We start from the raw sequence: 25,939 nt of genomic DNA, 5'->3' as shown, positions 1-25,939 counted from the left end.
ATAGTCATCGAACTGCATGTAAGCTCAAGGAGCATGTCATGAAATCCTCGATCTCCCTCAGCCGCCGACAGTTCGTGAAGACCTCGCTGGGAGGTTGCCTTTCCATAGGCGTAGGAACCGCGGTGCCGTCTTTTCTTGCGAACGCCTTGGGCGAGCAAGTGAAACAAGATGAAAACATCCTGGTCGTCGTCCAACTTACCGGGGGAAACGATGGTTTGAATACCGTCGTTCCGTTTCAGGACGATGCCTACTACAAGGCGCGGCCGAAGCTTGGCATTGCGGCGAAAGACTTATTGAAGGAAGGTGGCGAGCTTGGTCTGCACCCATCTCTTCGTGGCTTTCATGAATTGATGCAAGAAGGTACTGCTTCGGTCGTTCAAGGCGTGGGATACCCAAATCCGAATCGCTCCCACTTCGAGTCGATGGATATCTGGCATACATGTCTGCGAAAAGACAAAAAACGTAGCGACGGTTGGCTTGGCCGCTACGTCGATCAAAATAACGGATCCCTGTCGGAAGATGTTCCGGCCCTGCATGTAGGTGGAGGCAAGCAGCCGTTGGCATTGGCGACGCGAAATGTTCGTGTTCCTTCACTCAACAAGCTGACTGATTTTCAATTGCAGGGTAATCATCAAGAAGTGATCGAAGCCGTATTGGAAACGGAGCTGACCTCACCCGCGTCAGAGAAGGGCGGACTCCTCGATTTCGTTCAGTCCAGTACAACCTCCGCAATCAGTGCAAGCAAACGTGTGTCCGATGCTGTACAGCAATATCGACCGGAATTCAAATATCCTGAGACCGATTTAGCGAGAAAGCTAAGTACGGTTGCTCAACTGATCAATTCTGGTTTGAAAACGAGCGTTTATTACGTCGAGCTCGATGGTTTCGATACGCACGCCGAACAAGTAGATACACACGCGATCTTGCTGCGGGATTGGAGCGACGCCGTGTCCGCTTTTATGAAGGATCTGAAAGCACGTGATCACGCGGATCGAGTTTGCGTTATGACATTCAGCGAATTCGGCCGCCGCGTCGCCGAGAATGCCAGCGGCGGAACCGACCATGGCGCGGCCGGACCGATGCTTATTTGTGGAGGTAAAGTCAAATCAGGATTCTTGGGGCAAACGCCCGACTTGACCGATCTGGATGACGGTGACATCCAACATCAAATCGACTTCCGCCAAGTTTACGCCGGTATCCTGCGCGATTGGCTACACGTTAGCCCTCGCGAAGTTATCTTAGGGCAGTTTCCGCCACTCTCGCTGTTCTCTTAGCGACTTGCCGATTGCTTGGGGAGGTTGCGTCTGCTACCCTTGGAGTCGATTGCCGAGCGTTCCTAACCGCTACGAAGCGTCCCTTGTCTGATTCATGGCGTCGCGTTCGTCTGTATAAGGACGATGCCCCGCCGGTGATTCTCCCTCCCCCATGCTCCTCCCCACCCCAAGTGAAGTGATTAGGCATTCCTAAAGATGATCGCGATTGTACTGGGAATGCTGATCGTCCTTAGTGGCGTTCTGTTCCTCCGCCTGCACGCCTTCCTGGCGTTGTTTTTTGGTGCTCTAGTTGTTGCTGCGGCGACTTCCCCGCACTCAATTTCGGATAGCGCTCTGCAGCACACTACTGCCACCATTGCACAGGTAAGCGGCAGGCGAGTCACGCTAACCGACGTCGGCAGCGACCTTGGCAGTGAGGCTGGAGCTTATTATCTCGTTGACGCCACGGACGACACAGGCAAACTTGTCGGTCCCAGCATTGTCTGGGTCGAGAACTTTGAAGGCAGTGAAGATGAAAGGTTCGCGAATCTCGGACAACCGCTGCCGGGCGACTTGAACGTCAGCAAGGCTTGGTTGGTGTCGCAGGAGAACTACGCTCAGGCCACCAAGCTCGCCAAGAATAGCGCGATTAATCGAGTGGCGAGTGCGCTTGGATCGACCTTCGGAAAGATCGGGATTTTGATCGCCATGGCCTCGATCATTGGCCAGTGCTTGCTTGCCAGTGGTGCGGCCGAGCGAATTGTGCTCGGAATCCGCCAGGCGATGGGGGAGCGATGGACGACGCCAGCGTTTGTGATCAGCAGTTTTGTGCTGGCCATCCCCGTCTTCTTTGACACCGTCTTCCTGCTAATGCTGCCGTTAGCCCGCGCCATGGCAAGGCGAACCGGGCGCGACTACTTGATGTACGTGATGTCGATTATTGTCGGCGGAACGTTGGCCCATTCTTTAGTGCCGCCTACGCCTGGGCCGCTGTTCGTCGCAACCGAGCTCAACGTGAGCATTGGTGCCATGGTCATTGGAGGCATTGGAGTCGGATTTTGGGGTGTCGTCGCAGGCTATTTGTACATGGTGTGGGCGAATCGTCGGTGGGATATTCCACTGCGTATGACGGAGGAAGCGGCGGTCGCCGGAGGCACATTGCCAGAGAATGAGCAATTGCCAGGGTTCACAATTTCCATCTTGCCAGTCTTCGTGCCGATTGTTTTGTTAGCGATGAAGACGGTCTATCAGGCGGTCGAGCCAATCGACGGCGGAGTTCTTCTTGATGTTGTTGGAGCCACGATTTCGTTCTTGGGGGACAAGAATATCGCACTATCCCTCGGGGCTGTATTGGCCATGTTAACACTGGTCGGCAAGCCCAGTGTTACTTGGGAGTCACTAAGCAAATCGGTTCAGAAAGCGCTCGCCGATGGGGGCGTCGTCGTATTGATTACCTGTGCCGGTGGTGCCTTCGGCGAGATGATCCGGCAGACGAATATCGGTGCAACGATCGCGGACGCACTTCCTGCCTCAGCCGGAGGGCTTGGTCTGTTAGTGACTGCTTTCGTGATTACCTTGCTGATTCGCGTAATTCAGGGGTCCGCCACAGTGGCTATGATCACGGCCATTGGTATTGTCGTGCCGGTAGCAAATCAAATGGGGCTGCCGTTTCATCCCGTGTTTTTGGCGCTCGCGATCGGTTGTGGATCGAAACCCCTTCCTTGGATGAACGACAGTGGCTTTTGGGTGATTAGCAGAATGAGTGGATTTACCGAAAAGGAGACGTTAAAGACGTTTTCGGTATTGCTGACGATCATGGGTGTTGTGTCGTTCCTGGCGACCTTGGTTTTTGCTATGTTTTCCATTTGGTTAACCTCCAATGGTTGATAACCGTCCCTCCTGATTCTTTCCCTCCGACCGACCTTTTGATCCATGACTTCCGATCCCTCTCAGAATTCCGAGTTGCCCAGTAGTCGCTGGTTCGATCCCGATAGCTTGCGTGGCTTCGGACATCGTTCGCGATTGAAAGGTATGGGCTATGACGACGAAGACTTCCGTGGCAAGCCGGTCGTCGCGATTCTTAACACCTGGAGCGATCTGAACACGTGCCACTCGCACTTTCCGGAACGCGTAAAAGAGGTGAAACGCGGTATCTGGCAAATGGGTGGATTTCCGGTAGAGATCCCCGTCATGTCGCTCGGCGAGATGATGATGAAGCCAACGACTATGCTCTATCGCAATTTGCTGGCGATGGAAACGGAAGAGGTCTTACGCTGTCATCCCATCGATGCTGCCGTGCTGATGGGCGGGTGTGACAAGACCGTCCCGGCAATGATCATGGGAGCGATTTCTGCAAACCGTCCTGCCATCTTCCTACCAGCCGGACCGATGCTGAAAGCGCGCTGGAAAGATCAAACGCTGGGCAGCGGAAGCGACGCTTGGAAGTACTGGGACGAACGTCGAGCTGGCAACCTGTGTGATGAATCTTGGGGCGAGATCGAAAACTGCATCGCTCGTTCAGCCGGGACATGCATGACTATGGGAACCGCGTCGACGATGGCTGCAATCGCTGAGTCGATGGGAATGACGCTTCCCGGGGCTTCGTCCGTTCCAGCGGTCATCGCAGAACATTCTCGTCTGGCAGTTGCCACGGGGCGCCGAGCTGTCGAAATGGCGAAAGAAAACTTGCGTCCCTCGGACATTCTGAACGGGGCATCGTTTGATAACGCCATTGTCACTAGCATGGCCATTGGCGGGTCGACCAATGCAATCGTGCACATTATCGCCATGGCTCGCCGAGCCGGAATTCCGTTGACACTGGAGCGATTCGACGAGCTATCGCGAACGACACCGGTGCTAGCCAACGTACGTCCGGCTGGTAAGTTCCTGATGGAAGACTTCTTTGATGCTGGCGGTTTGCGGGCGCTGCTTTCGGAATTAGGTTCGCATATTGATCGCAAATGTCCGACGGTTAATGGCGCGACAATTGGTGAGAATATCGCCGGGGCGGAAGTGATCGATCCGGAAATCATTCGTTCAGTTAATAATCCGGTTTCTCAGAGTGGTGGTACGTTCGTCCTGCAAGGGAATCTGGCTCCTTCCGGCTGTGTGGTGAAGCCTACGGCTGCCTCGCCGCGACTGCTGAATCATACAGGGCCTGCGGTTGTGTTTGATAACTACGGTGACCTCAAAGCGAAGCTCAACGATCCTGAAGCAGGTATCACGGCCGATAGTGTCCTCATTTTGCGTAACGCTGGTCCGCAAGGTGGACCCGGCTTTCCTGAATGGGGCATGCTGCCTATTCCGGATCACTTGCTGAAGCAGGGTGTACGCGACTTGGTACGAATTTCCGATGCCCGAATGAGTGGCACGAGCTACGGAACATGTATTTTACATGTAGCCCCCGAGGCGGCGGTCGGAGGACCACTTGCCCTGGTCCACACTGGAGACATGATCGAACTCAATGTCGAGAAGCGTTCGTTGCAACTGTTGGTCGATGACGACGAGCTCGAGAAGCGACGTGCCGCCTGGAAACCTGCTCCGGCACGTTACACGCGTGGCTACGGAGCAATGTTCCTAAAATATGTCACCCAGGCCGATGCCGGCTGTGACTTTGACTTTCTACATCACGGCGCCGACACGCCGGATCCCGATATTTACTGAGATACAATTCACCCAGGGACCTTGATTGGCTATGGATACGGAACAAATAACAGCGGCAACGATCTCTCGCTCGGTTTGGGCAGTACCTTCACTGGCTCGTGCAGCCGATGGAAAGCTGGATCGCCAGGAAAACGCCAAGCTTATTAAGCACATCGAACAAGGTGGCATTTCGACGCTGCTGTACGGTGGGAACGCTATTTTCTATCATCTTACCCTCGCCGAATATCGTTCGGCATTGGAAATGATCAGCGAGTTGGCTGCGGATAGTTCGTTGGTTATTCCGGCGATCGGTCCGGCTTATGGCACGATGCTCGATCAAGCCGAGGTATTGAAGGACTTCGAATTTCCCACTGCAATGATCTTGCCACAACGTGATATTGTCACGTCGGCAGGTTTCTGTGCCGGTACGCGAAACCTGGTGGCGCGACTTGGTAAGCCGGTCGTGCTTTACCTGAAATTTGGCGGTGTGGTCACGGTTGAAGATGCAACTGCCCTGGTCAACGACGGAATGATCTCAGCGATTAAGTATGCTGTCGTCCGCGAAGATTACATGCAGGATGACTACTTGAAAGCGTTGACCGAAAAGATCGATCCAAGCCTGATCCTCAGCGGTCTCGGAGATCAACCGGCGATCACGCACATGCGGCACTTTGGACTGGGTGGCTTCACGACAGGTTGTGGCTGTGTCTTTCCTCAGATGTCGACCGACCTGCTGAAAGCAATTCAAGCAGGCAACTGGGACGAAGCTGAAGCGATTCGCGAACGCTTCTTACCGCTGGAAAATCTACGCGACAATCTTGGACCCATCACGATCCTACATCGTGCTACCGAGTTGGCTGGTATCGCCCAGACTGGCCCAATTTCGCCACTTCTCTCGGAGCCAGCGGAATCGATTCAAAAGCAGATCTCGGCTGCGCTCGAGCAGATGAAGCAATCTGCATAAAGGCTGGATTTCTGTCGACTCGTTGTCACTTCGCCACTTCGGGCTTAGGCTCCGTGCGTGTCAGAAGGAAGTCGACGATTTGTTCCATCTCCTCCGCCGATAGCGATGCGGCGAAGGAGGGCATGTTGTAGCCGCCGTTGGTGATTCGAATCGTAAGCTCGCCACGGTCCAGTCGGTCACCGATGTACGTCAGCTCTGGCCCACGGAAGCCACCATAACCTTCGATGTTATGGCAATACAGACATCCTTTCTGATGCACCAATTCCGCTCCCTTCTGGATGTGCGGATCATTGGAATTAACAAGTTCGGCAGGGAGCGGTTTGACTGTAAAGTCGGGCGACCATGGTTTTCGATAGCCATAGATCGTCAGCACCACGAATGCGGTCGCACCGAACACGACGGTTCCAATCGCCCAAGGTCGTTTGGATGGCGCACGATGGCCACGGTTTGAAAGCAGTGGAACGACAAAGAGCGCGACGAAACCAAGTACGGGCATTCCCAGAATGATGTACGTCTCGAGTTCCGGGGGAAGCATCGAAAGAATTGCGAAGTACCACCAGAAGTACCAATCTGGCATCGGATTGGCGTGAATGTACGCCGGATCTGGGGATGGACCCAGTGTCGGTGGTCCGAGGAAGAGCGAGCAGAGCAGAATCACGCCGACCATCAATGCCGAGAATAGGACATCCCGCCACATCGCTACGGGCCAGAAGGGCACGCCGGTCTTCTCTAAGCGAGCTTCGTAATTTTCTTTGTATGTTTGTGGCTCGACAGGCTGATCAACCTTGGGCATTTCTGAGATGCCATGTCGTAAGATTAGCCACATGTGCAAACCGATCCCCGCGAAGATCAGTCCCGGCAAGATGAAGACATGGATCGCGAAGAAGCGACTGAGCGTGGAACCTCCGACCGTTTCACCACCCAGAATGAAATGGGCGATGTAGGCACCAATGAACGGAACACGTCCGGCCATTTCGCCCGCAACCATCACGGACCAGACACCGTTGGCATCCCAACGCAAAAGTTGCCCTGTGAAAGCCATCCCCAGCACGACAAACAAGAGAACGACACCGCTCATCCAGTTCATTTCGCGTGGAAATTTGTATGAGGCGTGGAGGAACACCTGGGTCATGTGGATCACAGCCAGCATCACCATTGCGGTCGCGCCGTAATAGTGCATTCCGCGCACCATGTAACCGAACGTGGCGTCGTTGGTGATGTACTTGAGGCTTTCGTAAGCCGCGTCACCGCCAGGAACGTACACCATCGCCAACGCGATGCCGCTTAGTACCTGAACAATAAACGCACAAAGCGTTGCGCTGCCGAAGACATACCACCAGCGAGCGTCGCTTGGGACGATATGTTCCAGCATCGGTTTGACCACGTCGGAGAATCCGCTCCGATCGTCGATCCATTTCCAGATCTCGGCGATCATCATTAAACCTGATCGTTGGTGGTCAAAGGTACGGGCGAAGTCTCGATCTCGACGTAGCCCTTGCGGACACGTACTTCGTAACGAGCAAGCGGTTCCGGTGGTGGTCCAGCGGCAACTTCGCCGTCGGAATAGTAGACACCACCGTGGCAAGGACACATGAACAGTGATGCATCCTCGATCCAATTCACTGGGCATCCCAGGTGACGACAATTAATAGAGAAAGCAATAAATTCTTCGTCAGAGACTCGGCGTAACCAAGCACCAGTCAGGGCTGTTACTCCAGCCCATTTGCGGACCGAGGCATTCTGGAACTCGACACTAACCGTCTTTCCTACCTCGAAAGAGTCGACCTTACCCAGCCGATGCCAAACACGTGGCTCGCGCGAGAAAACGGGGGCTAGAACAAAACCAACGCCAGGAAGCGTGATTGCGGCTCCGATTACCCCAGAAAGGATTAAGCTTAGTCGCGCGAGGAAACCGCGTCGATTATCCTCGGCACTCGTTTCAGACGAGTCTACACTTTCACTCACGAATGCTTTCCTTTTCAGCTTTCCAACCGGATTTCATTCATCCAAGTCCACAGCGACCAGATCATCACGCCCAGTCCTGCGACCGACATGATCCACATGGTGGTCACGCCCCACAGCAACATCATCACGCCCAAAGCCATCGCGGCAGGGGCGTAGGTAGGGCGGGGTGGCGCTTCTTCAACAGAAGCAGCTACCGGTCTTTCGGCATCTGTGGTTTCCATTGGTTCGGAGTCGTTCATGATGTGGGCTCCGCAATTTCGTTACTGGGCGAAGCGTGCGATTCAGGCGAACCTACGGGCTGCGTATACCAACGGCACATTACGCTAATTATGACCAGAATGTATAGCGAACAAGGCGGAACCCACATCAGTAGGCCCCCCAACTGTTGATCGATATCGGGCGTGAAACCAGCTTTGTAGAGTGCGGTCAGAATGCCGACACGATCGGCTGGATTGGCGAATGCCGGACAAACGGTGATTGGGGTAAACGTGATGTAGATACCCAGCAGCGTGCAGCCCAGGCAAGCGGAGAACAAGTACACAATCCCCATTAGTGGATCGATGCGTGCACTTTTCACAGGAGCAAAAATAGGCCACCAAAACGCCAGACCAGCCACAAGAAAGCTGATATTTCGTACGAGGCCGACAAGACTGTTCTCAGTTGCCGCACTACACAGGGAAGGAACGTGCCAGAACCACATCGCACCCAGACCGCAGCACCAGCCCAACATGGGAATTGAAAGTAGCCGGCCAACTTCTTTTCCTACCGGTCGTTTCATCACCGCTCTAGCTGCATCTTCCGGAAAACTAAGCAGAAGAAACAAGGGAATGACCAACAGTAGCAGTAAATGCTGAATCATGTGAGCACTGAACAGATAACCGTTGGCCAATACGCCGATAGGCGAAACAAAAGCCAGCAGCAAGACTGCTAACGCCACAACTCGGAACCATGTATGCCAAACTACGGCCGATCGCGACCACAACGTGGCGACGATTGCCGGAATTACGACTAGCCAGACCGGTGAGGACCAGTGCCAGAGCGATTCGTGAAAGACGAATGACGTCACTGTAAATACCCCAGGTAGATGATCGAAAAGACGATAATCCAGACGACGTCGACAAAGTGCCAATATACGCCAACCGCTCGTAGGACGTTTACGCGATCCTTCGGAAAGGCATCCCTGGACGCAAGTGCTAATACGATTGATAAGGTAACCAAACCAGCGATAACGTGCATTCCGTGGAAACCTGTCACGGTGAAAAACGTGGCCGCAAACAGGTTCACGTCAATTGTGATGTCACTTAGCAGCAGCCCCGTGTACTCCCAGGCCTGACCGGCGATAAATATCGATCCGAGGATGATCGTCAGTGTTAGCCAACGGCGAAAATGGATTTGCTTGCCTGCCGAGAGAGCCAATTCCGCCAACCAGAAGGTGACGCTACTTGCCAATAGACAGACGGTGAACGCGCCGGTTCGAGTTACGTCCAACGAATTGGCGGAGGTTGGTCCTTCATCCGCACGGGCATTGAATACCACGTAAGCTACCAACAGCAATAGAAAAAAGACGGCTTCCGAGGCGATGAATGCCCACGCACAAAGCGTTACCTTGTCTGGACGACGACCGGAGTCTTGCGGCGACTTTTCTACTTTCCAGTCGGCGCGGTCAGGTTGGTCCATGTCCCAGACGGGTCGACGACTTTTAACTTCTGGAATCGATTCGAAGTTTTCGACAGGAGGAGGCGAGGTGGTTGCCCATTCCAAAGTAAACGCGTTCCAGGGATTGTTTCCTGCGATCTCCCCACTTCTTAGGCTGATCCAGATGTTCCACAGCAACACCAGCGTGCCGGCACCCATGGCGACGGCCCCGAGCGTGGCGATGGCATTCAATGCCATCCAGCCGGGATTGTCGGCATAGGTGTACACTCTTCGCGGCATCCCCATTACGCCCAGAATGTGTTGTGACATGAAAGTTGCATTCAGGCCGAACACCCAGAGCCAGAATTGCCACTTGCCAAGCTTTTCGCTCAGCATGCGGCCGGTCATTTTTGGGAACCAATAATAAGTCGCTGAGAATACACCAAAGACCGTTCCGCCAATCAAGACGTAATGGAAGTGGGCCACGACAAAATAACTATCAGTCAACTGCCAGTCGATCGGAACCGCAGCGAACATCACTCCGGAGAGACCGCCGATGACGAATTCCAGAAGGAATGCCACGGCAAACAGCATCGCCGTTGTCAATCGTATCGATCCGCCCCACATCGTGGCGGTCCAGTTGAATATCTTCACGCCAGTAGGTAACGCAATCAGCAGAGATCCGATGGCGAAAAAGATGTCGGCCCCCATGCCTAGCCCGACCGCAAACATATGGTGAGCCCAGACCCCATAGCTCAGCAGCACGATCACGGCACTCGAAACGGCGACGAAAGAATAGCCGTAAATAGGCTTCCGCGAGAAAACCGGAATCACTTCTGAGATCATGCCGAATGCCGGCAGAATAAGAATGTAGACCTCCGGATGTCCAAACACCCAAAAGAAGTGCTGCCACAACACGGCCGAACCGCCACGTGCTGGTTCAAAGAAGGCTGCACCGAGCCAACGATCAATCAACAGCATCGCCAGAGCTGCGTTCAACGCCGGTAATGCTAACACGGTTAGGATGGCCATCATGAAGCTCATCCATACAAACAGGGGAACCCGCTGCAAACTCATCCCCGGTGCTCGCAGACTGAGTACCGTGACAAAAATGTTGATCGAACCAGCCACCGAGCCCACGCCCAAACACAAGAGCCCGATAATCCAGTAGTCTTGCGCGACCATCAAGTTGTATGGCTTAGTGGATAGCGGCGCGTAACTAAACCATCCGGCGTCGGGGGCTTTCCCTGTGAAGAAGCTAAAATAGAGCAAGATCCCACCCATCGGTAGCATCCAGTAGCTCATCGCGTTGAGCCGTGGAAAAGCGACATCCCGCGCCCCGATCATCAATGGAACGAAGTAATTCGCAAACCCAACCAGTACCGGCATGCCCACCAAGAACACCATTGTGGTGCCGTGCATGGTGAACATCTGATTGAAGAAGTCGGGCGACAGGAAGTCATTTCGCGGTAGCAGTAATTGGAAACGCATGAGCAGCGCTTCGAGACCACCAACCGCGAGAAAGAACGTCGCCGTGCAGATGTATAGGATACCGATGCGTTTGTGATCGACCGTGCTCACCCACGAAAGCAAGCTCTCGTAGGCCGGTGCCGCTTCTTCGGTCTCGGTCTCAGCGGTTTTCACCAACGGCATACTCAACGCAAGGTCTCCAGATAGGCAACAAGCTGATCGAGATGCTCGTCACTGAGTTTGAAGTTAGGCATTTTGCAGCCAGGTTTGATCGCTTGTGGGTTGGCCAACCAAGTGCGGAGGTTCTCAGGCGAGTAGGTAATCGCACCTGCTCCGATTTCTCGGCGACCTGCCAAATGAGTCAAGTTCGGGGCGAAGTCTTCTTTGGCATCGGTTCCTGAAATGGCGTGACATTGCGAGCAAGTCAGCTTCATGAACAGTTCGGCCCCTTTGGCCGCGTTGCCAGTTGTTGGCGTTTGGGCGACTTTTTCCTCTTGTTTTTGCCAAGCCGCGAAGTCTTCTGGATTGTGCGCGATGACTTGGAAATTCATCCAGGCATGCTGCGTTCCGCAGTACTCGGCACAGCGGCCCTGGTAAACGCCAGCCGTGTCTGCTTCGAGCCAGATGTAGTTTTCATGACCTGGTATGGCGTCCATCTTGCGCGATAACTGGGGCACCCAGAACGAGTGAATCACATCGTCTGATTGAAGCTTGACGCGCAGTTTCTTACCGACCGGAATGTGAACTTCATTGGCAGAGACAATACCCGAATCGGCATACTCGATTTCCCACCACCACTGGTGGCCTGTCGCGAAGATGTCGACCTCGGCATCCGAGGCGGCTTCCCCCTTGGCGTACTGAGGGGGCAGGGCGTTTACGGTCAAGACGAGCTTGATGCTTATAGCCGCAATCCAAATCACGATAATTACCGGTCCCGCGATCCAGGCGATCTCTCGACGGTGGCTACCAAAGTCTTGGGCCGGGACTGCTTCCTGCGAGCGGAATTTGACCAGAGCGATGCAGATTAGGCCAGCCACAATCGCAAAGATGGCAGCACTGATGAAGAGAACCTGCACGAACAAATCTCGTATCGACTCCGCCTGAGGAGATGCAGGGTCAAATACGGGAAACGTCGACGGCATCGTGCTGTGGCTCCATGGTGCTGCTGCTTAAGGTCCATCTAAGTCCCGCCGATTGTACGTTGGTCTTTGGCCGTCGTAAAACCTTTCAAGGTGAATTCGGCTTCAAAAAAGCAGAGATGTCATGAGCGTTCTACGAAGATGGGTAATCTCGATAGAGTGTTCCGTTCTGGCTCCCTCGATCAGACGGTAGAAGACCGAAAAGAACAAGAAAGTCGTTGCGCAGATCGACACACCTACAACATTTTACAAACCATGTATTCCGCAGCATGTACCCAGATGGTGGGTTGAGAATGCGCAATAAAAAAACGATAATTACAAGAACTATTAAGTTCTTATCAAAATTGGTGTTCACCAATCGTACAACTGACGTCTTTTAATTACTCACAAGTTCTCTTCGCGGTCAGGGATACTTGCTGTGGACGATTCTGCAAATGCGCCTCACGAGGGAGCATCAGCTGAAACTGCCCAAACTTCTGGAATTCCCCAGATGTTGAAGTGGGCATCCCTTTTTGTGTTGTGTATAGCTGCCGCGCTGGGCATTTCTCACCTAATTGCTGTACCGGAAGCTCCAGGGCAACCAGAAGAGTCTTCGGCCATTGAAGAGCCACTCGAACAAGAGTCGATCTCGGATATCGTCGAACAGCTAATTCCGCAGCGGCCGAGTATCACGCTTCCGACGAGGGCGATGCCAGCCAGCAAGGATGACTTGCGTGCCGAAGCGGAATTCGTGGCGAACACCTTACGGCAAAGCTATCCGGACCGAGCAGAAGCGTTGCACGTGGCAGCGATGATGTGTGCTCAATTCAGTCAATCGGCAGAAGCCGAGAAGCTTTGGAAACAGTGCATCGCTTTAGCCCCTAGTGATCCACGTTACTACATTAACTTTGCCGCTGTGGCGATGGATCGTGGCGACAGTCAATTGGCTGCTGAAACACTGCAAAAAGCATACAACGCCGGAGTATCGTCGCCTGACTTGATGCACCATCTGGGTGTCGCGCTTAATAAGGTTGGCAAATCGGAAGAAGCGGAAAAAGTAATTGAGCGGGCCATTCAGCAAGATCCTGACAATCCGTCCTTCTGGATGGTTTTGGGGCAAGCCCAACTCCGTCTGCGGAAACTTGAAGAGGCGGAGAAGAGTCTGAAAAAGACGATCGAGACGGGACACGAATCGCCTGCCGCGTTTACCTCCCTCGCGAATGCCCTAGCGCAGCAGGGGAAAGACGACGAAGCTAAGAAGTACCGCGATTTAGTCAGCGACAAGAATGGTGGCGACGACATCGCGGCGCAACGAAGATTTCAAGTGCTTTCCAGTGCTGAAGCTCGCCAAGCCACAGTCAACACACTGATTGAGGCAGCTACCGTCCAAATCCGTATGGGAAATTCCCTTGCTGCTGAACTACATTTGCTGCGTGCTTTGACGCTTGATCCTGCAAATTTCGCGGCCTGTCAAGTCTTAGCCGATATGTACCATGAGGCCGGTTTAGCGGCTGAAGAGCGGCTGGTTCGACAACGTTTGGTCGATATCGCGCCGTTTGACTTCACGAACCAATTTAAACTCGCCGAGGCCTCGCAAGCGAGCGGCGATCGGGCTGCAGCGGAAGCAGCACTTAAGAACGTGATTTCGATCGGCCCAAACATGCCGGAGCCTTATCTCGCGTTGGCGCAATTCTATCTGGATGGAGCCAAGTTAAATCAAGCACGCTGGTACGCCCAAGAGGCCCTAAGGCATCATGCTACGTCCAGTGGTTATCGATTGCTGGCCACGATTTGTCAGCGTATGGGGGACGAAACAAACGCCGTCGCCGCAATGCAGGAAGCTCAAAAGCTCGAACGTCCTTCGGTGTCTCCATAAGTAGGCGACGACTCCATGAAGAAGCTTGTCCTAGTATTGGCCGCGGCGATCTTGTTCAGCGGTTGTGAACAGCAGTCTCAACCTGCAATTTCTGTGGGAGGCCCTGCTACGCCCACGGATGAAAGTGAAATTGCGAGCGCGAAGAACGCTGAACCGAAAGGGCTCCAGGCTCAATCGTTTCCGACGGCGGCTTCGAAAGCGTCGAACAATTCGCCAATTCGCGTCGAATCCCTTCCGAAGTTGAAAGCGGAAGCCCCAGCGGTTGAGCATACCATTCAACTAACCGATGTCACAGAAACGTCAGGAATCACGTTTAAGCACAACGATGGAGGCAGTGGCCAAGGATACATCGTTGAAGCCTCAACGGGCGGCGTTGCGCTGTTCGATTACGATTCCGACGGTTTCATCGATATCTACTTTCTCAACGGCGGCGCCTTGAAGGGTACCAATTTCAAGACGCCCCCGACCAACGCTTTATACCGCAATAACGGCGACTGGACGTTCACCGATGTTACGCAGGAAGCTGGTGTTGGGGACACTGGGCATGGCATGGGTGTCGCTGCGGGAGACTATGACAACGACGGCGATGAAGACCTTTACATCAACAACTTCGGGCCCAACGTCTTCTACCGAAATAATGGTGATGGAACATTTACCAACGTGACTGAGGAGACGGGGACCGGTAACGGCGACAAATTTGGGGCAGGTGTCAGCTTTTTTGATATGGATAAAGATGGTGATCTCGATCTTTACGTGGGGAATTACGTCAACTTTACCTTCGAGACACACGTACCAATCGAGATTGAAGGACACTTTTTCAAGGCTGGCCCCCAGTACTACCAAGCCGTGCCAGATACCTTGTACCGCAACGAAGGGGATGGAACATTCACCGATGTCACGGAAGAGTCCGGTATCGGTTCGATGTCAGGTCCATCGATGGCAATCATCGCCACGGACTATGACGAAGATGCCGACCTCGATGTTTTCATCTGCAATGACAATGCGGCGAATCACCTCTGGCAGAATGACGGAAGTGGAAAATTTAAAGAGGTCGCGATCATCACTGGCGTTGCCTACGACTTCGACGGGAAGAAGAACGCCAGCATGGGCGTCGATTGCGGCGATTACGACAATGATGGCCATATCGATATCTTTCTCACTGATTGGCAATCGGAAATGCCGGTGTTGTATCGGAACCTAGGTAATGGACTGTTCGAAGATGCAACAAGTACGGCACGTATCAGCAACGAACTATTCCCACATGTTCACTGGGGAACGGGCTTGATCGACTTCGATAACGATGGCGATCTGGATTTGTTTGTGGCATGCGGCCATTTCGATGAGATCGAACGAATTGACGACCGCACAGCAAAACGAGTTCGAAACTACCTTATGCTCAATCAAGGCAACGGCTCTTTCGCCGACATCTCTAAGTCCGCTGGCAGTGGAATGGCCATTGTCGAAAGTAGCCGTGGCGCGGCGTTTGATGATTTGGATAACGATGGCGACGTTGATGCGGTGGTGCTGAACTCGGCCGCCGCTCCGACGATTTTGCGAAACGACTCAACCTCGAATAACAAGTCCATTCAAATCAGGTTGAAGGATCCGAATGGTAGCCAATTCGGGGTAGGTAGTCGCGTTACGGTGATATCCGGCGACATTAAACAAGTTGCTGAAGTCTATTGCGGGCGAGGTTACCAAGGAGACTATGGTCGACGCCTTACTTTTGGTTTGGGAGAAAGTCGAGATATCGACCAGGTTGAAGTAAGGTGGCCCGACGGTCAAATTGAGATATTTTCCGGGTCAAAGATCGGCAGTATGCAGCAAGTGGTTCTGGAGAGGGGGTCAGGGTGAATTCACGTGAAGTGTATGTTTTTCACGTCACTACTTGTTGAATAATGGGACTTTGTTTAAGATTAATTCGTAAGTTATTTTGCCTTTTCTTTTGTCTTTGTTTCCGCCTCAAAAACGAAGACACTTTTCAACAACGCCTTTTCTCTCAGGGAGAAGTGAAAATGGTACAGCGACAATCTTGTCGTGGGTTTACCTTAGTTGAATTGCTGGTAGTCATTGCCATCATTGGAGTTCTCATCGCATTACTCCTACCAGCTGTTCAGCAAGCCCGCGAAGCCGCGCGTCGAATGGAGTGCACCAACAATCTCAAACAACTGGGGTTGTCTCTCCATAACCGACACGACACGTACGGTAAGTTGCCACCTTTAGGCAACCAAGCCATCGATGGTGACTGGGGTGGTAACCGAGTTTACGCGTGGACGATCTACATTTTGCCGTACATCGAACAAACGGCGCTCTACGACAACATCCAAGTCCGTGCAAAGAGTTCCAGTCTTCCTAGCCCTTGGGCGACGACCGCGACTGACACATGGATTCAGCAAAACTGGGAAGTCGACATCGCAGGCTTTACCTGCCCATCCGACGCTCCTCCAACCAATCGAAATGAGAGTCCTTGCATCTTGAATTACAAGGGTTGCGTCGGTGACGACTATCACCAGAACCAGTTCCGTCCAAACCAAGGTCGTGACAATCGAGGTATTTTCCAAATCGATCGTAAGATCAACTTCGCAGGAATTACCGACGGTCTCTCGAACACGGTTATGGTGGGTGAAATCGCCGGTTCCGGCGGTCCAACCGATCTTCGCGGTGGTGTTGCTTTAAACATGCAAAGCTGGAATCCACAAGCCTGTTCGGCTCGATACGATGTCACCACTAAGCGCCTGACTGGCGATGTGCGTGCTGACTATCGTCCTCACACTGGCCGTGCTTGGGACGGACGTCCTTACTTCGTTGGTTTCGCCACGATGGTTGGGCCAAATGGTCCTAGCTGCCACTGGGGCGGTGTCGACGGCAACGAACACATGGGAACGCTTTCCAGTTGGCACCCAGGCGGTGGTAACGTCTGCATGGCTGACGGATCGGTCCAGTTCATTAGCCAGAACATCAATACTGGTAATCAAGCAGCCGATAGCCAGGCAACACCAAGTGGTCAGTCTGACTACGGTGTGTGGGGTGCTCTTGGTAGCCGAAACGGCGGTGAAGCCGCATCGCTACCATAGTCGATTTAATACGGTACACCTCGGAACCCCAGCATTGCAGGAGCGTATTCAAAAATGAGTTTCCGAAACCTGAGTATCTCGTTCACGTTTCTACTATGCTTGGCGGTTACCGTCGGGTGTGGTGAAGGTGGACCTTCCCTGGGCCAAGTCTCGGGGAAGGTAACGCTGGACGGCAAGCCCCTCTCTAACGCCATTGTCTCGTTTGTCCCTGAAGATGGCCGACGTGCCTCCTCGGCGACGACGAATGATAACGGCGAATATACGTTGGCTTACATCAGCGAAGCTGGCGCAGTAGTTGGCACGCACAAGGTATCGATCACATCGGTCCCTGAAGCCACAACCGAAACCATGGAGGATATTCCTTCGGATGATCCTCGCTATGCCGAATTAATGCAGACTAGGCAATCGGACTACAACAATGCCGCTACGAAGGAAAAGCTTCCGGCGGTCTACAACAAGCAGACCGAGATCGTCCGCGAAGTTAAAAGTGGTAAGAATACGATTGATCTAGCACTGACATCGGACGGCAAGCTACCGTAACGATTGATGAAATCGATCGAACTTCATGACACACTGCGGTCGCCGATCGCAGTGTGTTTTTCGTCGTAGGCACTGTATCTCTTAGGCTCTTCCCTTGGCCCAGAAACGCAAGCAAACGCCGGCAAGGCAAAGTGCATCGCAAACGAGCTATGTCGTTTACGGCGTAATCATCGTCGTCACAGTCTTCGTGGTGTTGGCGGTGGCGCGGTATTATCCAGCACCATCAAGTGATCTTCCAGAAGAACTCAACGGCAATCCATCGCTTGCGAATGCCAAGCCCATCGTACTTCCGCTTGAGCCAGTATCGATCACTTCGGAGGAGTTAAGGAAGGAAACCGAAGAGGTCGTCACGAACCTGATCGATGACTATCCAACCGTGGTAGTTCCGCACAAGATTGCGGCTGAATTTGCGATGAGCACCTACCGATACGAGGAAGCACAATCGCATTGGCAAGCGGCATTGAAGCTCCGCCCGCAGTCGATTGAGGCCCAAACGGGACTAGCCCGAGTTGCCCTTGAGCAGGGGCGCCCAGAGGAAGCAGTTACCCGATTGGAAAAGCTTCTCCAAGACGACCGTAGCAACGTTGATTTAGCGACGCAACTTGCTCGTGGCCTCCAACAGACAGGTAAGTTAGATGAAGCTGCCGAGGTGGCTAACCGTGCCCTAACTCAATTCCCCAGAGAACCTACACTGTTACAAACCACGGCAGAAATCGAATCTCAGCGTGGCAAACTGGAAGCGTCTAAAGAGCTTTGCTTACGTGGTATTGAAGTGAATCCGTCGAACGGATCGTTGCACTTCATTTTGTCGAACGTCGCGCGCCGTTTGGGAGATGTTGAACTTGCTGACAAGCATCTGGAGATTTCCCGACAACTCCGTCCTGAAACGAAAACAGGGGGAGGTGAGTTCGAGAAACACTATGACGAGTCCCTGCGGAGAATTGTCGGCTACACCATGGCGCAGGCGGCGGAGTTTTATCTCGACCAAGGAGACGCACAGCAAGCGACCCAGATTGCTTTGCGGGCCGCGGAGATTTATCCGCAGGGTGGACTCATCTATCGAGTCCTATCGAAGGTGCTATATCGGCAGGAACGTTTTCAGGATGCTTACCAGGCGGAGCGCCGTTTGGTTGCTGTCGAGCCAAACAATCCCTTGAATTACGTCAACCTCTCGAAAATTGCTTTCCTCGCAGGAGACCCTGCTGGCGGACGCGACGCACTGCTCGCGGCTTATAAGCGGATGCCAGACTCATCGACGGTGGCAACTGCCCTGGCTGCTTACTATCTGGAAGAAGGCGATTTGAAGAGTGCACAGAAGATGGCGCAAGAGAGTATCCAGATCACGCCATCGGTTCATGCCTATCAGGTCTTAGCCGCAGCTAGTGCCGGATTGGGAGACCTACAAGGTAAACAGCAAGCCGAAGAAAACGCTCGGAAACTTATGCCATCCTCCACCCGAGTCGCTCCCATATCAAAATAGATTGGAAGTCATGCAGCGGACTGTGTTCTTATCGATTCTTCTTGTTATTTGTGGATGCAACGGCAAGTCGGAAGTGACGTCTCCCAATCTAAGCAAGGGCGATGCGACGGAGAATGGAACAGAGACGACTCCACGTCCAGTTGCCATGGGGGATACGTTTCCACCAGTAACCATTCTTCCAACACCGGCGGGCAAAGCGGAATTTGCTGACGTCACTGACACGTGCCGTATTGACTTCGTCCATACGGACGGACAGGGAGGTAGTCGTTACATCGTACAAACGGTAGCAGCCGGCTTGGCGACGTTCGATTACGACGGCGACGGATTCGTGGACATCTACTTTCTGAATGGGGCTCCTAATCCAGGCTCGAAGTACGACGTACCACCACGCAATGCTCTTTACCGTAACAACGGTGATTGGACGTTCACCGACGTCACCGAAGAAGCGCGCGTAGGTGACACCGGGTATGGACTCGGCATCGTCACCGGTGATTATGACAACGACGGTGACCAGGATATTTACCTCAACAACTTCGGTCCGAATGTCATGTACCGAAACAACGGGGACGGTACCTTTACAGACGTCACAAAAGAGACGGGAACGCAGTGCGACAAAGTCGGAGCCGGGGCAGCGATGCTTGATATTGATGCCGATGGTGATCTTGATCTGTACGTCGCTAACTACGTTGATTTCACCTACGAAACCAATGTGGTGGATAAGATCGGAGACGTTGAGTTCTCCTCGGGGCCACAATCTTACGATCCCACACCTGACGTATTATTTCGTAACAATGGCGACGGAACGTTCACGGATATCAGTCGCGAATCAGGGATTAGCGCTGTCGCGGGGCCTGGCATGGGGATCGTCGCAAGCGATTATGACGATGACGGAGACGTCGACCTCTTTGTATGTGGCGACTACGCCGCGAATTTCCTGTTTCAAAATGACGGAACCGGCAAATTCAAGGAAGTGGCGCTTCTGTCTGGCACCGCGTACGACAGTGGTGGAAATGCTAACGGCAGCATGGGAGTCGACGTGGGCGACTTCAATCGCGACGGGCGTTTTGACTTCTACATGACAACATTTAGTGGTGAGCTTTCAACCCTATACGAAAACATCGGCGGCGGCATGTTTCAAGATATGTCTAAGCCCAGTGGAAGCGGTTCTAGTACGTTGCCGCATGTGAAGTGGGGGACCACGTTTGCCGATTTCGATAACGACTCGGACGAAGACATCTTCGTTGCCTGTGGGCACTTTTGGGTAAATGCGCGAAACGTGGACGATCGAACCGCGGTACGGGTACCCAACGCGTATCTCGAGAATGACGGGAAAGGTCGATTTGCGGATGTTTCCAACCGAAGTGGTTCGGGAATGGCAATTCTGGAGTCCAGCAAAGGAGCCGCGTTCGATGATCTAGATAACGATGGAGACCTGGATATCGTCATCCTAAACGTAAATGCTCCACCTACTGTAATGCGAAATGATCTCAATTCAGCGGCAGGAAGTGTCCAGATATCCTTGGTTGGTAAGCAATCGAATCGAGATGGAGTTGGGGCGAAGATTTTGCTGGAAACGACAGAAGGAAACCAACAAGCCGAAGTTCGCCGGGGTCGGGGGTATCAATCGAGCTACGGCGATCGGGTTCACTTCGGACTGGGGGCGGCCAAGATAAAGCGGATACTCATTCGTTGGCCAAATGGTAACGAGGAGATTTTCGAGAGCCCGCCGTCTGGGAGGTTTCTGCAAATCATCGAAGGGGGCGAATGCACGGAATTGAACCCATCTCAGACTAAATGACCGGCAAATCTGCCGTATTTAACGATTATACGTTACGCTAGATCAGGTAAGAAACAGAGAAAGCCTCTTTTAAAAACTAGGCGCTGGGGTGAGAATAAAGCATGACTTTTCACTCCTCGTCCTTTCATTAAGCCACCCTCTTTAGGTATGTCTGGGTAGCAAACTATCCAGGCCTAGTTGCGAGAGTATCGCGGGAATCGGTAAGCGGTAGCGAATTCCCGATTCTACTTTTTGATGGTGTACGCCGGGTCGTGGTCGCATGGCAGCTGTCGTAAGGTCAACCGGATGTGCCACACAACGTTGAATCCAACGAAACGACCGAGGTTGCATTGTCCAATCTTTTCGCACTCCAACAACCGTTCGATTGATGCCCTATGGAAGCCAAGCAAGATCTACTGGCTAAAGCCGCGAGTAAACCAAAAGCCGCGCGAGCCGTTAGTCCACGTCTGCGGATACTTCTGAATATTGTCTTGGCGATCGTCGCCATTCTTTTTGCGAACTCAGCCTACCTGGCATCGATCACAGCCATGGAATGGTTCTCTGGGCATGCCTATCAGAACTATTTTTATCAGTACATGTTCCTAGGGCATCTGATACTGGGATTCCTGCTTATCGTGCCCTTTCTCGTTTTCGGTGGTGTTCATTGGTACGCCACGAGAAAACGAAAGAAGATTCGTGCAATTCGAATCGGCTACGCATTGCTTGCCGCTGGGATAATCGTGCTTGTCACTGGGGTCTTGTTGACTCGCGTTAGTGGTTTCGATTTGAAACAGCCAGCCGTACGAAGCGTTGTCTATTGGTTGCATGTGATCGTGCCACTGACCGCCGTGTGGCTGTATTGGTTGCATCGCCTGGCGGGACCAAAGATAAAATGGAAGATTGGTCTGGGCTACGTCGGCGTTGTCGCCGTAATGCTCCTAGTGATGACCGTGATGCATCGTGAAGATCCGCGGCGCTGGAACGCAGTCGGCCCGGAATCTGGTCTACAATACTTCTCGCCATCTCTGGCACGAACAACTTCTGGCGATTTTATCCCCGCCCGAGCCATGATGAACGATCAGTACTGTAAACAGTGCCACGAAGATGTACACAACGGTTGGAAAGACAGTGTGCATCGGTTCAGTTCCTTCAACAATCCAGCCTATTTGGCAAGTGTAAACGAGACCCGCCAGGTTTCACTCAAGCGTGACGGCTCAGTTCAAGCCTCACGCTGGTGTGCGGGCTGCCACGATCCAGTTCCTTTCTTCAGTGGAAAGTTCGACGACCCGAACTTCGAGATGCTGACCGATCCGACCGGCCAAGCTGGGATTACGTGCACGGTGTGCCACGCGATCACGAACGTGAACAGTAATCGTGGTAATGCCGACTACACGATTGAGGAACCGCTTCAGTATCCATTCGCTTACAGCGAGAACCCAGCGTTGCAGTGGATCAATCGGCAGTTGGTTAAAGCCAAGCCAGAGTTCCACAAGCAAACATTCCTCAAACCGCTTCATAAGACGGCTGAATTCTGTTCCACGTGCCATAAAGTGCATCTGCCCGCGGAAGTGACGCACTATAAAGATTTCCTCCGCGGTCAGAATCACTACGATTCTTACCTGATCAGCGGTGTTTCGGGACACGGAAGTCGCAGTTTCTATTACCCAGAAACCGCCCAAGTAAATTGCAATGGGTGTCACATGCCACTTGAAGCGTCGAACGACTTCGGAGCGAAAGACTTCGATGGTTCGGGCATCTTGAAAGTCCACGACCATCTCTTCCCTTCGGCGAACACCGGTATATCCTGGATGCGTGACAAACCCGATGTCACCGCCGCACATCAGAAGTTCCTGGAGGACGTGACTCGCGTCGATATTTTTGGGCTACATCCAGGTGGCGAAATCGATTCTCCGCTGATCGCTCCGCTTCGCCCGGAATCGCCGGAATTGGTCCCAGGACAAAAGTATCTGTTGGATGTTGTGATTCGTACACTGAAATTAGGCCATCACTTCACGCAAGGGACAGTCGATTCCAACGAGATTTGGTTAGAAGTGATTGTGAAGTCGGGTGATCGGATTATCGGTCAGAGTGGTGACATCGACCCAGAACGTGGCAACGAAGTTGATCCTTGGGCACACCGAGTGAATGTGTTCATGCTAGACAAGTATGGCAATCGCATTAACCGCCGAAACGCGCAAGATATCTTCACGCCGCTCTATAACAACCAGATTCCACCCGGCGCTGCTGATACAGTTCACTATGAATTCACGTTGCCTGAGGACGTCGACGGTCCAGTGACCGTTGAAGCTAAACTGAAGTATCGCAAGTTCGATCAGGAATACATGGAGTTTGTCGCCAAATCCAACCAGGAACTTGGTGCTAAGATTCGAGGCGAAGAGAAGAATGGTACTTATGTTAACGATCTCCCGATCACAACGTTAGCGACGGATACCATGACCTTTGCCGTGGAAGGATCGAATGTCAAAGTCACCAATCCAATTCCGAAATTCGATCTGTGGAAACGTTGGAATGATTACGGAATTGGTCTGCTGATCTCTGGCAAGAAGCAACTGCGTCAAGCAGAGGCTGCCTTCAAGGAAGTAGAGAAGTTGAATCGTTGGGACGGACCGATGAATCTGGCAAGAACGTATTCGGCAGAAGGTCGGCTTGACGACGCTGTGGCAGCTTTGCAACGCGCTAAGGAATTCTCTGACGAGAAGAACTATCCTGAATGGACCTGGGCATGGCTCAGCGGTATGGTCAATCGGGAGCAAGGTAATCTCCCGGCAGCAATCAACAATCTGAAAAGCGTAGTTGACGGACGGACCCCCGAGATGGTGCGTCGTGGATTTGACTTCAGCAAGGATTACGTAGTTCTCAATCTGCTGGGACAATCGCTGTACGATTTGGGAAATCAGCGTCGTCGACAAGGGAAAGAAGAGGAAGGAATTGCTTACTTGCATGAAGCGGCAGAATACTTCCATCGCGCCCTAGAGATCGATTCCGAAAATGTGACGGCTCATTATAATTTGCAGCGAGTCTACGCAGCGCTGGACGAGCCAGAGGAAGCTCAGCACCATGCCGAAATGCATGAACGCTACAAGTCAGATGATACGGCACAAGGTAACGCCGTTCGCTTGGCCCGCGAAAAGTACCCGGCGGCAAATGATGTATCGGAAGAAGTAACGAAATATCCGCTGCAACGTAAGAAGGATCCAACTTCCGAGAAAGCTGAAGTGAAATCAGATTCAAATGAGGGAGAAAAGTCGGAATGACCAACGACCCGCAAGCTAACATCTCGATGGACGACCCCGAGCTCGATCAGGATGATCAAGTCATCGGGCAGGCGCTCCGTTGGTCTCTGGCCGTCATTGTTGGATTGGTCATTACTGGAATCGTCGCAGCCTATTTTCTCCTGCCAAAAGAAACACTTCCCCCGGCGGTCGAATCAAAGCTGAGTAGCGTTGAAGTTCGCCAGTCGATTCCCGTCGAGATCCCTGAGGTGTTTTTCACCGATGTTACGAAAGAGGCAGGGATCGACTTTGTCCACGAGAATGGTTTTTCCGAACAGAAGTTATTGCCAGAAACGATGGGAGGCGGCTGTGCTTTCTTCGATTTTGATAATGATGGCGATCAGGACCTATTGCTGAGTAACGGTTGTGTCTGGCCGTGGAATCGTGGGGACGACCACAAGCCAAGTTATCAGGGTCTTTACGAGAATGATGGCACTGGCAAATTCACCAACGTCACTGCTGGTTCAGGACTGGACGTCGAGTGCTACGGCATGGGATTGGCCGTTGGAGACTACGATGGAGATTCTCTTCCAGATGTCTATCTTACGGCGGTAGGCAGAAACTACCTATTCCGTAATCTTGGCAACGGTAAGTTTGAGGAAGTGGCGGAATCGGTGGGTGTCGCTGGAGCGGAAGATGCTTGGGGCACAAGTTGCGGTTGGCTGGATTACGACAACGACGGCGACTTAGACTTGTTTGTTTGCAACTATCTTGAGTGGAATCGGCAATATGACATCAGCCAAAACTTCCAATTAACGGGCGGGGCACGCGCCTACGGTCGACCACAGAACTTCGGCGGTATGTTTCCCTATCTCTTCCAAAATCAGGGAGATGGAAGCTTCAAAGAAGTCGCCGAGCAAGCTGGTCTGCAAGTTCGTGATCCTGTAAATAAAGTGCCTCTGGCAAAGTCGTTGGGCGTTGTCATGACCGACCTAGACAGGGATGGCTGGATCGACATGATTGTGGCCAACGACACCGTACAGAATATGTTGTTTCGCAATCAGGGAGATGGAACTTTCAAAGAGCAAGGCAGCCTGTCGGGGATTGCGTTTGACGATAGCGGCAACGCCCGTGGTGCGATGGGAATCGACATTGGAACGTTCCGAAATACCAACGACCCCGGCGTCGTGATCGGAAACTTCTCAAACGAAATGACGGCACTCTATGTCGCTGACGAAAGTGGAATGTTGTTCGCTGACGAGGCGGTTGCCACTGGCCTTGGTCCGCAAACTCGGTTGCTCCTGACCTTTGGCGTCTTCTTTTTCGATTACGACAACGACGGTCGGCTTGACCTAATGGCGTCCAACGGACACTTGGAGCGTGATATCCATCGTGTTCAGGAAAGTCAGCACTACGAACAGCCACCACAGTTGTTTCGAAACTGCGGTGCTGAACAGGCAACGGAGTTCGTTCCGGTCCCTGAGGAAAAATGTGGCAGCGATCTCGTAAAGCCGATGGTTGGGCGTGGATCGGCTTTCGCGGATATCGATAATGATGGCGACCTAGATGTGGTCATCGCTGGCCTTGGCGGGCCTCCGCGGTTGCTTCGTAACGACCTTGATCTGGGTGAGAACTGGGTGCGGATAACGCTCGACGGCGGCAACGGGAATACAGGTGCCTTAGGAGCGATTGTCGAGCTTTCCGCTGGCGGGCAAACCATGCGACGCCAAGTCATGCCCACACGCAGCTATCTAAGCCAGGTCGAACTTCCACTGACATTTGGACTTGGTAAATCAGACACCATCGAGTCGATCAAAGTGACATGGCCCGACGGGACGGTACAAGAAATTTCGCCGGTCGAAGTCAATCAATCGCATACGATCTCCAAATCTTCCTAAAAAAGCATCGCTTT

At 52.9% G+C, this 25,939-nt stretch carries 18 protein-coding genes; 12 read left to right on the top strand and 6 right to left on the bottom strand.

The annotated features are described in order from the left end of the window. Window positions 1-38: 38 nt before the first annotated feature. The 4 genes from C5Y83_RS01265 (at window position 39) to C5Y83_RS01250 (ending at window position 5,859) form a co-directional block, all read left to right on the top strand. Window positions 39-1,274 carry a DUF1501 domain-containing protein gene (locus C5Y83_RS01265; RefSeq protein ID WP_105327822.1) on the top strand — a complete coding sequence of 412 codons (1,236 nt, stop codon included), beginning with the start codon at window positions 39-41 and terminating at the stop codon, window positions 1,272-1,274. Window positions 1,275-1,469: 195 nt separating this feature from the next. Continuing rightward, window positions 1,470-3,140: a GntP family permease gene (locus C5Y83_RS01260; protein ID WP_105327821.1), complete on the top strand. Its 1,671-nt coding sequence runs from the start codon at window positions 1,470-1,472 to the stop codon at window positions 3,138-3,140. Between the two features lie 45 nt (window positions 3,141-3,185). Beyond that, complete coding sequence (gene araD, locus C5Y83_RS01255) at window positions 3,186-4,916, top strand: L-arabinonate dehydratase (protein WP_105327820.1); 1,731 nt, start codon at window positions 3,186-3,188, stop codon at window positions 4,914-4,916. Window positions 4,917-4,947: 31 nt separating this feature from the next. Beyond that, window positions 4,948-5,859 carry a dihydrodipicolinate synthase family protein gene (locus tag C5Y83_RS01250; RefSeq protein ID WP_233207018.1) on the top strand — a complete coding sequence of 304 codons (912 nt, stop codon included), beginning with the start codon at window positions 4,948-4,950 and terminating at the stop codon, window positions 5,857-5,859. A gap of 25 nt (window positions 5,860-5,884) precedes the next feature. Here C5Y83_RS01250 and C5Y83_RS01245 read toward each other — a convergent pair whose 3' ends face one another. Genes C5Y83_RS01245 through coxB form a run of 6 tightly spaced genes read right to left on the bottom strand, consistent with a single transcriptional unit; the run spans window position 5,885 to window position 12,071 of the window. Continuing rightward, the gene (locus C5Y83_RS01245) at window positions 5,885-7,297 is read right to left on the bottom strand and encodes a cytochrome b N-terminal domain-containing protein (protein WP_105327819.1); all 1,413 of its coding nucleotides are present in this window, start codon (window positions 7,295-7,297) and stop codon (window positions 5,885-5,887) included. Next, window positions 7,297-7,824 (bottom strand): ubiquinol-cytochrome c reductase iron-sulfur subunit, encoded by a 528-nt coding sequence (locus tag C5Y83_RS01240; protein WP_105327818.1) that lies wholly within the window; start codon window positions 7,822-7,824, stop codon window positions 7,297-7,299. Before C5Y83_RS01240 ends, C5Y83_RS01245 begins: the two co-directional genes overlap by 1 nt. A gap of 14 nt (window positions 7,825-7,838) precedes the next feature. Further along, window positions 7,839-8,063 carry a hypothetical protein gene (locus C5Y83_RS01235; RefSeq protein WP_105327817.1) on the bottom strand — a complete coding sequence of 75 codons (225 nt, stop codon included), beginning with the start codon at window positions 8,061-8,063 and terminating at the stop codon, window positions 7,839-7,841. Further along, complete coding sequence (locus C5Y83_RS01230) at window positions 8,060-8,890, bottom strand: cytochrome c oxidase assembly protein (RefSeq protein ID WP_158262181.1); 831 nt, start codon at window positions 8,888-8,890, stop codon at window positions 8,060-8,062. The genes C5Y83_RS01235 and C5Y83_RS01230 overlap by 4 nt, the downstream gene beginning before the upstream one ends. Then, the gene (gene ctaD, locus C5Y83_RS01225; RefSeq protein WP_105327815.1) at window positions 8,887-11,112 is read right to left on the bottom strand and encodes a cytochrome c oxidase subunit I; all 2,226 of its coding nucleotides are present in this window, start codon (window positions 11,110-11,112) and stop codon (window positions 8,887-8,889) included. The genes C5Y83_RS01230 and ctaD overlap by 4 nt, the downstream gene beginning before the upstream one ends. A gap of 2 nt (window positions 11,113-11,114) precedes the next feature. After that, the gene (coxB, locus tag C5Y83_RS01220) at window positions 11,115-12,071 is read right to left on the bottom strand and encodes a cytochrome c oxidase subunit II (RefSeq protein ID WP_105327814.1); all 957 of its coding nucleotides are present in this window, start codon (window positions 12,069-12,071) and stop codon (window positions 11,115-11,117) included. Window positions 12,072-12,558: 487 nt separating this feature from the next. Between coxB and C5Y83_RS01215 the strand changes: the two genes are divergently transcribed. The 8 genes from C5Y83_RS01215 to C5Y83_RS01180 all read left to right on the top strand — a co-directional run bounded on the left by C5Y83_RS01215 (window position 12,559) and on the right by C5Y83_RS01180 (window position 25,925). Further along, complete coding sequence (locus C5Y83_RS01215; protein WP_105327813.1) at window positions 12,559-13,923, top strand: tetratricopeptide repeat protein; 1,365 nt, start codon at window positions 12,559-12,561, stop codon at window positions 13,921-13,923. Window positions 13,924-13,938: 15 nt separating this feature from the next. Further along, window positions 13,939-15,777: a CRTAC1 family protein gene (locus C5Y83_RS01210; protein ID WP_105327812.1), complete on the top strand. Its 1,839-nt coding sequence runs from the start codon at window positions 13,939-13,941 to the stop codon at window positions 15,775-15,777. Between the two features lie 161 nt (window positions 15,778-15,938). Further along, window positions 15,939-16,997 carry a DUF1559 domain-containing protein gene (locus C5Y83_RS01205; protein ID WP_105327811.1) on the top strand — a complete coding sequence of 353 codons (1,059 nt, stop codon included), beginning with the start codon at window positions 15,939-15,941 and terminating at the stop codon, window positions 16,995-16,997. A gap of 54 nt (window positions 16,998-17,051) precedes the next feature. After that, on the top strand, window positions 17,052-17,537 hold the full coding sequence (locus C5Y83_RS01200; protein ID WP_105327810.1) for a carboxypeptidase-like regulatory domain-containing protein: 486 nt from the start codon (window positions 17,052-17,054) through the stop codon (window positions 17,535-17,537). A 94-nt stretch (window positions 17,538-17,631) separates the two neighbouring features. Further along, a complete protein-coding gene (locus C5Y83_RS01195; protein WP_105327809.1) occupies window positions 17,632-19,017 on the top strand; it encodes a tetratricopeptide repeat protein in 1,386 nt (461 codons plus the stop codon). Window positions 19,018-19,027: 10 nt separating this feature from the next. Beyond that, on the top strand, window positions 19,028-20,815 hold the full coding sequence (locus C5Y83_RS01190; protein ID WP_105327808.1) for a CRTAC1 family protein: 1,788 nt from the start codon (window positions 19,028-19,030) through the stop codon (window positions 20,813-20,815). 374 nt (window positions 20,816-21,189) lie between these two features. Beyond that, a complete protein-coding gene (locus C5Y83_RS01185; RefSeq protein ID WP_105327807.1) occupies window positions 21,190-24,069 on the top strand; it encodes a multiheme c-type cytochrome in 2,880 nt (959 codons plus the stop codon). After that, window positions 24,066-25,925: a CRTAC1 family protein gene (locus C5Y83_RS01180; protein WP_105327806.1), complete on the top strand. Its 1,860-nt coding sequence runs from the start codon at window positions 24,066-24,068 to the stop codon at window positions 25,923-25,925. Before C5Y83_RS01185 ends, C5Y83_RS01180 begins: the two co-directional genes overlap by 4 nt. Window positions 25,926-25,939 lie beyond the last annotated feature (14 nt).

The sequence above is a fragment of the Blastopirellula marina genome (assembly GCF_002967765.1).
GTDB lineage: Bacteria > Planctomycetota > Planctomycetia > Pirellulales > Pirellulaceae > Bremerella > Bremerella marina_A.
Note: the sequence above shows the minus strand (reverse complement) of the source record. Positions and strands in the feature narration are given on the sequence as shown.